Source organism: Micrococcus sp. ACRRV (assembly GCF_022346985.1).
In the GTDB taxonomy this organism is placed as follows: domain Bacteria; phylum Actinomycetota; class Actinomycetes; order Actinomycetales; family Micrococcaceae; genus Micrococcus; species Micrococcus porci.
In genome coordinates this window covers 1-9,094 of record NZ_JAKRNH010000097.1, presented here as the reverse complement: position 1 = coordinate 9,094, position 9,094 = coordinate 1, and the positions used below count along the sequence as shown (strand labels likewise).

Genomic DNA, 9,094 nt, shown 5'->3' with positions numbered 1-9,094 from the left:
CCCTCCCCCCGCCCGGATCCACGGCCCCCACGTCGGCCGCCGGAGAGGCTCCCGAGGGCTGGCCGCCTGCCGGGTGGCCGGGCCGTGCGTCCGCCGGAGGGGCGCCGCAGGGCTGGCCGCCCTCGGGCTGGCCGGGACGCACCGCCTCCGCGCGGACCGCGCCCAGCTGGGAGCCGGGCCGCCTGCACTGGGGGGACGCCGCCGTCGTCGTCCTCTACGTGCTGATGATGGTGGTGGGCCTCGGATACCTGCTGGCGGTGCTGCTGGGCCTGGCGCCGCGCGACCCCGCCGCGATGGACGTGATGGACGGGTTCCGGGTGAACCTGGTCAGCTACGCGGTGCTGGTGGTGGCCGTGCTGGCGGTCTCGTGGCGGCCGCTGGTGGCCTCGCTGCGCGTGTTCGCCACGCACACCTGGCTGAAGATCCTGCTGCTGCCGGCCCTGTGGCTGGTCACCGTCCTGGTCAACGCGCTGCTGCTCTCCCTCATCGGGCAGGCGCAGACCAGCGCCAACCAGGCCGCGCTGGAGGAGATGACCACCCAGGCGCCCGCGCTGGGCATGGTGCTGATGACGGTGGTCGGCGCGCCGATCGTCGAGGAGTACCTCTTCCGTCACCTGCTGGTGGGCAAGCTCTCCCGCTGGATCAACGTGTGGGTGTGCGCCGCGATCTCCGTGGCCGCGTTCACGCTGCTGCACTTCCTGGGCACGGGCGGGGACTTCCAGTGGGTGGAGACCGTTCCGTACCTGACGCTCGCGGTGACCATCACCGTGACCTACGTGCTGATCGGCAGGTCCTTCGGGTACGCGGTGCTGCTGCACATGGTGAACAACGGCATCGCGATCGCCATGCTGTACCTGGTGGCCCCGCTGGTGTACATCAACCTGCCCTCCACGGACACGGAGCGCATCCGCGAGTTCTGGACGTCCATGGGGGCGGACATCGACGAGGACTTCTCGGACGAGAACTCGGTGTGCGTGCAGCTCACCGAGTCCACCTTCGCCATGTACCTCAGCCCCGGCTTCTACACCGACTTCATCGGCGACCGTGAGATCGCCGACTGCCTCACCACCAACTCCGTCCTCCTCCAGCTCACCGCCCCGGACCGGGGCGCCGTGGACGCGCTCGTGCGCGCCGCCGTCGAGGCCGGGGGCTCCGAGGTGCCCCTCCCGGACGAACTGCAGGAGGACATGACCGCCACCGGCGTGCACTCCCGTCAGGTGGTCGACCCGGACGGCCACCAGTGGGAGTTCATGGCCGCCTGAGGCCGGGCCCCCGGCACTTTCGTGCGGGAAACGGGAGCCTCCCCGGGCACTTTCGTGCGGGAAACGGGAGCCTCCAGGCGCCCCCGCTCACACCCGTACCCGCGCACCCGCACTCCCGGCATACTGGCCGCATGGAACGGGACTCCACACACGCACGCGGCATCGCGCATCCGATGCACCCGGCCGTCCTCGGGGCGGTCGTCGGCATGGTCGGCGGCAGCCTGTTCATGCTGCTCAGCCGCCCCGAGTTGCCCTTCCCCTGGCCGACCGTCACGCTCGTCGCCTGGATCGCGCTGCTCGCCGCGGCGGCCTGGGCGGTCTTCCTCGCCCCGCGGCGCCTGCGCGACGTCGGCGCCCCCTCCCGCCACGCCGGCCCCATCTACGGGCTCAGCGTGCTCGGCATGGTCGCGCTGATCATCGCCTCGCCCCACCTGGTGCGGGCGCTGGGCATCGAGGCGGCCCAGCCCGCCGTCGTCGTGATGGCGGTGGGGCTGCACTTCATCCCGTTCGCCTCCGCGTTCGGGGCGCGCGTGTTCGCGTGGCTGGGCGGGTCGCTGACGGCGATCGGACTGGCGGGGGTGATCGCGGCGGCCGTGGTCGGGGCCCCGGCGGGCGCGGTGGCGGCGGTGCTGGCGGGCGCGGCCATGCTGGCCTTCCTCGCCGTCGACGCGCGGCGCGGCGCCTGAGGCGCCCGCCCCTCAGGCCCCCGTGCGCCCGGTGAGCCGGGCGTGCATGGCGGCGCTGGCCTCGTTCAGCCCCGTCACCTCGGCGGCGATCCCGTGCTGCGCGTACTTCGTCACCACGGCGTCCAGCGCCGCCACCGTGGAGGCGTCCCACACGTGGGCCGCGCTCAGGTCGATCACGACGCGCGGCGGGTCCAGCGCGTACTCGAACTGCGAGTAGAGGTCGTTGGAGGAGGCGAAGAACAGCTCGCCGTGCACGCGGTAGACGGCGGTGCCGCCGTTGTCGTCCGTCACCACGCGCTCCACGCGCGCGAGCCGCGAGACCCGCTGCGCGAACAGCACCATCGCGGTGAGCACGCCGACGCCCACGCCGATCGCCAGGTTGTGGGTGACCACGGTGGCGAGCACGGTCAGGAGCATCACGGCCGTCTCGGAGCGGGGCATGGCGCGCAGGGTGGCGGGGCGCACGGAGTGCCAGTCGAAGGCGGCGCCGGCCACGAACACCATCACGCCCACGAGCGCGGCCATGGGGATCTGCCCCACGAGGTCCCCGAGCGCCACCACGAGCACCAGCAGGAGCACGCCGGCCAGGAACGTGGAGATGCGGGTGCGGGCGCCGTTGGCCTTCACGTTCATCATGGTCTGGCCCACCACTGCACAGCCACCCATGCCGCCGAACAAGCCGGAGACGATGTTCGCCACGCCCTGCCCCCAGGACTCGCGGGTCTTGTCCGAGCGGGTGTCCGTGACGTCGTCCACGAGCTTGGCCGTGAGCAGGGACTCGAGCAGCCCCACCACGGCCATGCCCACGCTGAACGGCAGGATCAGCCGCAGCGTCTCCCAGGTCAGCGGCACGTCCGGCACGAACAGGCCGGGCAGGGCGTCCGGCAGCTCGCCCCGGTCCCCCACGCGCGGCACGGACCAGCCGGCGGCCATCACGAGGGCCGTCACGACGACGATCGCCACGAGCGTGGACGGCACCGCCGTGGTCAGGCGCGGCAGCAGCAGCACGATGCCCAGCGCGAGCGCGGTGAGCGGGTACACGAGCCACGGGACGCCGATCAGCTCCGGGAGCTGGGAGGTGAACACGAGGATGGCCAGCGCGTTCACGAATCCCACCATCACCGAGCGCGGGATGAACCGTATGAGTCGGGCCACGCCGAGCAGCCCGAGCGCCACCTGGATCAGCCCGCCGAGGATGATCGCCGCGATGAGGTGGTCCAGCCCGTGCGCGTGGGACAGCGGGGCCACCACCAGGGCGACGGCGCCCGTGGCCGCGGAGATCATGGCGGGGCGACCGCCCACGACCGCGGTGGTGACGGCCATGGTGAAGGACGCGAACAGCCCGACGCGCGGATCCACGCCCGCGATGATCGAGAACGCGATGGCCTCCGGGATCAGGGCGAGCGCCACCACGACTGCGGCCAGCACCTCGGTGCCCAGCCACCGCGGGGTGCGCAGGGTGCGCAGCACCGACTGCCGCTGGAGCGGCGTGAGGGCAGGCGGGGGCGCGGCGGGTGAGGCGGGCATGCTCCCGAGGGTAGCGGTGCGCGGGCGGGGTGCCCGCCGGTGAGCGGGCCCGCCCGCCACCCCTCACGCCGTCCGCATCACCCGCACGGGGTCGCGGAACGCGGCGAACGCCGCCGGGGCGAGGCTGGCCAGCAGCGCGGTGAGGGCGGCCAGCACGGCCACCGCCGCCACGAAGTCCACCCCCAGCGTCCCGCCCTGGCCGGCGACGACGGCGTACCCGGCTCCGGAGCCCAGCACGGCGCCCAGCAGCGCAGGCACGGCGGTGCGCACGGCCACGAGCAGGATCAGGTCTCCGCGGCCGATGCCGAGGGTGCGGCGGCGGCCGAGGTCGCGGCGGCGGATGAGGACGTCGGCGAGCACCACGATGGACACGAAGAACGCGCCGGCTCCGAGGATCAGCAGCAACAGGGAGCGTCCGAGCCCGGCGAGCTCGCCGGTGATCACCTGGTTGCCGGCGGAGAGGGCACGGGCGGTCTGGATGGAGGAGGCGCGCGGGTCGGGGTCGATCACGGCGAGCGCGGCCTCCTGCATGGCGCGGGTGCCGGCGGTGTCGGCGGCGAGGACGCGGACCTGCTGCATCACGAGGGCGTCCGGGGCGGCGGGGACGGTGAGGGCGTAGCCGTCGAGGTCCTGGAAGGGGTCCTGGGCCTGGAACGCCCCGACGACGGCCCACTGGCGGCCGTCCGTGGCCTCGATCGCTCCGGAGGGCTGGGCGAGGCCGAGCTCGGCGAGCTTGGCCTCGGGGACCACCACCTCGCCGGGGGCGGGCAGGCGGCCGCGGGTCAGCTCGATGCCACGGTCCAGGGTGCCGACCACGTTCGTCACGGCCACGCGGGCGCCGCCCCGGCCGATCCAGGTGTTCACGGCGTCCATGGGCGAGTCCCGGGCGAGGGCGGCCTCGGCGGTGTCGAGTCCGGCGAGGGTGGCCGCGGTGGCGCCGGTGAGGAAACCGGTGCCGCCGGTGTCGGTGACGGTGAGCACGCGGGCGCCGGGGCCGGAGAGCTCTGCGGCGACGGCCGCCTCGGTGGCGGCCTGCCTGCCCACGGTGGCCACGGCGGCGAAGCACATGGCGGCCACCACGAGCAGCACGAGGGCGGAGGGCACGGGAGAGGTGCGTGCGGCGGTGACGGCTTCACGCAGCAGGGTGCGCAGGTTCATGGGCGGTCCTCCCGGTTCACAGCCGCACCACCTCGTCGGCGCGGGCGACGACGGCGGGGTCGTGGGTGGCGACCACCACGGTGCGCCCCTCGGCGGCGGCATCGGCGAGGGCGTCCATGACGAGGCCGGCGTTGTCCGGGTCGAGGTTGCCCGTGGGCTCGTCCGCGAGGACGACGGCGGGCGCGTTCACGAGGGCGCGGCACACGGCCACCCGCTGCGCCTGCCCGCCGGAGACCTGCCCGGGCCGGTGGTCGGCGCGGTGGGCGAGGCCGAAGCGCTCGAGCAGCGCCCGTGCCCGGTCCTCGAGCGTCTGGCGCTCCAGCCCGGCGTAGAGGCCGGGCTCCACCACGGAGTCCAGGATGGGGCGGGACGGGTCCAGCTCCGAGTCCTGGAACACGAATCCCACGGAGGTGGCGCGCAGGCGGGAGCGCTCCCGGTCCGGGCGGGTGGAGGCGTCGACGTCACCGAGGCGCACCACTCCGGAGGTGGGCGTGAGCATGAGCCCGAGCACGTACAGGAGGGTGGACTTGCCGCGCCCGGAGGGTCCGGTGAGGGCGGTGACGCCGCCCGGCGTGAACGCGTGGGTGAGGCCGTCGAACAGCTCCTCGGCGGCGCGGGTGTAGGCGAAGCGCAGGTCCTCGACGGCGAGGGCGGCGGGCGTGCCCGGGGCGGCGGGCGTGCCCGGGGTGGCGGGCCCCGTCATCGGGTGCCGTTCAGCACGCGCACCTGCTCGCCGGCGTCCACGCCGTCCACGACGGCGAGGCCGTCGGCGGAGCCGAGGACGGTGACGGTGCGGTCCTCCGCGGCGCCGTCCCGGACCACCGTGACCGTCGCGGCGCCGTCTGGCTGGGTGCGCAGGGCGGACACGGGGACCACGGGCCCGGAGACGGGCGGGACCACGCTGACCTGGGAGAGCAGGGAAGTGGTGGGGTCGGCGGGCAGGGTGTCGCAGTCCTCCCCGCAGACCACGCCGCCGTCCGGGGCGGTGAGGGTGATGCGGATCAGGCCCTGCTCGTCGGAGATGGACTCGCCGGCGACGGCCTTCCATTCGTGTTCGCCGTGGGGCACCGTCACCGCGGTGCCGGCCGGGATCATGGCGGCCTGGTCCTGGTTGACCTCGATGGCGAACGTGGGCTCATCACCGGGGCGGGCGACGATGGTCTCGCCGCCGGCGAGCGTCCCGCCGACGGCCGTGGCCTTCGCGTCCACGCTCAGCGCGGTGGGGAGCGACTCCAGCACCACGAGCTGGCCCAGCTCCACGGTGTCCGCGGCCGGGTAACCCCGTGTGGTGAGCCAGGCGTTCCAGGCCGTGGCGGTGGCCTCGTCCCAGGTCCCGGTGGCCTTCACCTTCGTCCCCGTGGCGGTGAGCATGCGCTGGAACGCGGTGACATCGCTGCCGGTGGCGCCCTCGCCGAGGGCCCGCCACTGAGGCAGCTCACCCTGCACGGCGATCACGGGCTTCTGCGCGACGGCGTACAGCACATCCCCGGCGGCCACCTCACCGGACTGCCCGGCCCGGGTGACGACGCCGGACAGCGCGTTCACGGCGGCCGGCGCCTGCTCGCGGGTCACGTACACGCCGAGGGTGATGACACGGCCGAGCTCTTGCTCGGCGACGGTGACGACGGCGTCCTCGGATGGACGCTGCTCGGCCTGGGCCGGCGGGGTGAGCGTGACCCGGCCAGCCCAGAAGGCGAGGGCGGCGACGAGCACCACCGCGAGGACGAGGGCGGCCCAGCGGGCGGGGCGGGTCATGGGGCCGTTCCCCAGAAGACGTCCGGTGGCGGCAGCTCCGGGCAGGTCTGGGCGATATGGGCCTTCCGTTCCTCCGAGACTCCGACCATGGTGGTACTGAAGGGCCACCAGTCGTGGCGGTCCTGCGTGAAGAAGGAGGTCACAAAGGATTCTTTGGATGGACGGGAACTCGTGTCCACGTGCAAGCCCTGGGCCTCGAGGCAAGGGATGAGGTACTGGTCCCAGTAGTCGTAGACGAGGCGCAGCTGCGGTTCCGTCCAGTCATGGGCATAGGCAGGGTCCACTGGGTGCTTGACCGCACAGGTGTTCTCAGCGAGATTCCACGCGCGCTTCTGCGATTCTGGTGGAGTCGGGTAGCGAAGACCACCCGTGGGGGTGACCTCCACGGGAAATCCGGCGGCCGCCATGCACTCGCCGATCTTCTGAGACGACTCCAGGGTGGTCGACGACCAATCCATACGCCGCACCTGAAGCAGTTCCGGGGTTCCAGCTTCCCGCGCCATGCGCTCCACTTGTTCTCGCTGGGCCGCCTCTTTCTCCGCTTCCGTCGTCAGGAGGGGTTCGATCCTCTCGGTGGGAACCCACTGCGAGGCGTCCCAGGTCTTCTCGGCCGTCGCGGTGGGGGGAGCGGCGACCGTGGATGAACCGCCGAGGCCCGCAGACTCCCGACCGACGCAGCCGGTGAGGGTCAGGGCGACGGCCGCCACCAGGGCGGCCGTCGCAGGAATGCGTAATGAAGTCATCGGTGCCGGCGAGTCAGTACGGGTAGTAGCAGTAGCCGTAGGTGCCCGACAGGAGGAGCGATTCGGAGCTGACCCGCCAGTTCTGGGACATGCGAAGTCCTGGGTCGAAGCCGTAGGTGTACCTGTTCACCACCTTGGTGGTCCGTCCACCCACATCGAATGACATTCGGTCCCCGTAGCGTTGCTGTTCGCCTCGTGCTCCCACGTACCCACCTCCTGCGCTGCAGTCCTGCCGACCGGAGTCCGTCAGCGCCTGCGCTGGCACCGCACCGGAGACGGCCAACAGTCCAGCGACGGCCACGCCGGCACCGACCTTAGAAATCCGGTGCTTCATACCCATGTCGCTCCTCCTTCATGGTTCACGCTCAGTCGTGAGCTATGTCACACTCTATGAAGGTGCTCGCCCTGTGTCCAGAGAATTCTCGGTCGGTCCACAGACGTGCCCCACCAGGGAGTCACGAGGGTCCTGCGCGTGACGGATGCGCAATCTCAGGGGACGAATGAGCGCGGCCACCCCGGCAGGTGCGGACCGACGACCGGCCCGGTCACGTCCCCGTCGTCGACGACGCGCGCCGCCTCCAGGACGTAGGCCTCGCCGTCCAGGAGCATCCGCGTGACCACGGCGTTGCCGAGATCCATCTCCGCATACCCCGTGGCCTCGCTCCCCGCCGGCTCCTCTCGGCGGACCAGGTCCACCCGCACGGCGCACTCGCCCAGCCAGCGGGCCGCGCACACCCGGTGCTGGTCATGGTTCCCGCCCCAGATCCCCAGCTCGGCGGGGGCGAACATCGCCAGCACCCGGTGCGACGGGGACAACCACGGCCACACCCATTCCCGGGTGAAGCCCTCCCGCCCTGGTGACGCGTGGACCACCAGCCGCTCCTGTCCCGTGCGCGGGTCGTAGAAGAGATCGTGCCGCGCAGACCAGGCCGCGAAACCGCCGTCACCGCGCGCCCGGACCTCGTACACCTCCGGCTCCGGTTGGTGCGGGCTCGTGAGGCTCACCCGCGCCTGGATGGGGAACGTCATGCGGTGGTCCCGCGTCGCGGCGACGACGGCGGCCAACGCCTGGGTGCCGGCGTCGCCCCGCACCGGGGTCACCGGACGCCCTAGCGCGAGGCGGGCGCGCCGTCGTCGTGGTGCTCGTCCTCCCCGCCCCGGAACTGGCTCGTGTAGAGCCGGTGGTACGCGCCCCGGGCGGCCAGGAGCTCCTCGTGCGAACCCTGCTCCACGATGTCCCCGTGCTCCATCACCAGGATCACGTCCGCGTCGCGGATGGTGCTCAGGCGGTGGGCGATCACGAAGGACGTGCGGTCGTTGCGCAGCGCCGCCATGGCCTGCTGCACGAGCACCTCGGTGCGGGTGTCCACGGAGGAGGTCGCCTCGTCCAGGATGAGCAGGGACGGCTGGGCGAGGAACGCGCGGGCGATGGTGATGAGCTGCCGCTCGCCCGCGGAGATGTTCGAGGCATCCTGCTCGATCACGGTGTCGTAGCCGTCCGGGAGCGTGTGGACGAAGCGGTCCACGTAGGTGGCCTTCGCCGCCGCGAGGACCTCCTCGTCCGTGGCCTCCAGCCGGCCGTACCGGATGTTCTCCCGGATGGTGCCGCCGAACAGTACCGCGTCCTGCAGCACCATGCCCGTGGCCGCGCGCAGCTCCTGGCGCGGCACCCGGCGGGTGTCCACGCCATCCAGCAGGATGCGACCGCCGTCCACCTCGTAGAACCGCATGATGAGGTTCACCAGCGTGGTCTTGCCCGCGCCGGTGGGGCCCACGATCGCGATCGTCTGCCCCGGCTCCGCCACCAGGTTCAGGTCCGTGATGAGCGGCTTCGCCTCCGTGTAGGTGTGATGTCCAGGGAGGTTGTTGAGCCTGCTGGCAGGTGCGGCTCCGATCGCGGAGTGGACTCGGTGATGATTGTAGAAGTGCACCCACCCAGGCAACGCGGCCCTGCGTTCGGTCT

At 72.5% G+C, this 9,094-nt stretch carries 10 protein-coding genes; 2 read left to right on the top strand and 8 right to left on the bottom strand.

From position 1 onward, the window contains the following. Both MHY29_RS09690 and MHY29_RS09685 read left to right on the top strand, forming a co-directional pair. On the top strand, window positions 1-1,262 hold a 1,262-nt coding region (locus tag MHY29_RS09690; RefSeq protein ID WP_239240715.1), incomplete at its 5' end, for a type II CAAX prenyl endopeptidase Rce1 family protein. Between the two features lie 131 nt (window positions 1,263-1,393). After that, a complete protein-coding gene (locus MHY29_RS09685) occupies window positions 1,394-1,948 on the top strand; it encodes a hypothetical protein (protein ID WP_224356145.1) in 555 nt (184 codons plus the stop codon). Between the two features lie 12 nt (window positions 1,949-1,960). Here MHY29_RS09685 and MHY29_RS09680 read toward each other — a convergent pair whose 3' ends face one another. From MHY29_RS09680 to MHY29_RS09645, 8 genes are all read right to left on the bottom strand, one after another. Beyond that, window positions 1,961-3,475 carry a SulP family inorganic anion transporter gene (locus tag MHY29_RS09680; RefSeq protein WP_224356144.1) on the bottom strand — a complete coding sequence of 505 codons (1,515 nt, stop codon included), beginning with the start codon at window positions 3,473-3,475 and terminating at the stop codon, window positions 1,961-1,963. A gap of 63 nt (window positions 3,476-3,538) precedes the next feature. Then, the gene (locus MHY29_RS09675) at window positions 3,539-4,633 is read right to left on the bottom strand and encodes a permease (protein ID WP_224356866.1); all 1,095 of its coding nucleotides are present in this window, start codon (window positions 4,631-4,633) and stop codon (window positions 3,539-3,541) included. Between the two features lie 16 nt (window positions 4,634-4,649). Beyond that, window positions 4,650-5,336, bottom strand: a complete 687-nt coding sequence (locus MHY29_RS09670) for an ABC transporter ATP-binding protein (RefSeq protein WP_224356143.1) — start codon at window positions 5,334-5,336, stop codon at window positions 4,650-4,652. Beyond that, on the bottom strand, window positions 5,333-6,388 hold the full coding sequence (locus MHY29_RS09665) for a hypothetical protein (RefSeq protein WP_239240712.1): 1,056 nt from the start codon (window positions 6,386-6,388) through the stop codon (window positions 5,333-5,335). Before MHY29_RS09665 ends, MHY29_RS09670 begins: the two co-directional genes overlap by 4 nt. Then, the gene (locus MHY29_RS09660) at window positions 6,385-7,131 is read right to left on the bottom strand and encodes a hypothetical protein (RefSeq protein WP_224356141.1); all 747 of its coding nucleotides are present in this window, start codon (window positions 7,129-7,131) and stop codon (window positions 6,385-6,387) included. Before MHY29_RS09660 ends, MHY29_RS09665 begins: the two co-directional genes overlap by 4 nt. 13 nt (window positions 7,132-7,144) lie before the next feature. After that, the gene (locus MHY29_RS09655) at window positions 7,145-7,297 is read right to left on the bottom strand and encodes a hypothetical protein (protein ID WP_239240691.1); all 153 of its coding nucleotides are present in this window, start codon (window positions 7,295-7,297) and stop codon (window positions 7,145-7,147) included. 323 nt (window positions 7,298-7,620) lie between these two features. Further along, a complete protein-coding gene (locus MHY29_RS09650; protein WP_239240688.1) occupies window positions 7,621-8,232 on the bottom strand; it encodes a hypothetical protein in 612 nt (203 codons plus the stop codon). Window positions 8,233-8,240: 8 nt separating this feature from the next. After that, window positions 8,241-9,094, bottom strand: an 854-nt coding sequence (locus MHY29_RS09645) for an ABC transporter ATP-binding protein (protein WP_239240685.1), incomplete at its 5' end; no start/stop codon positions are given.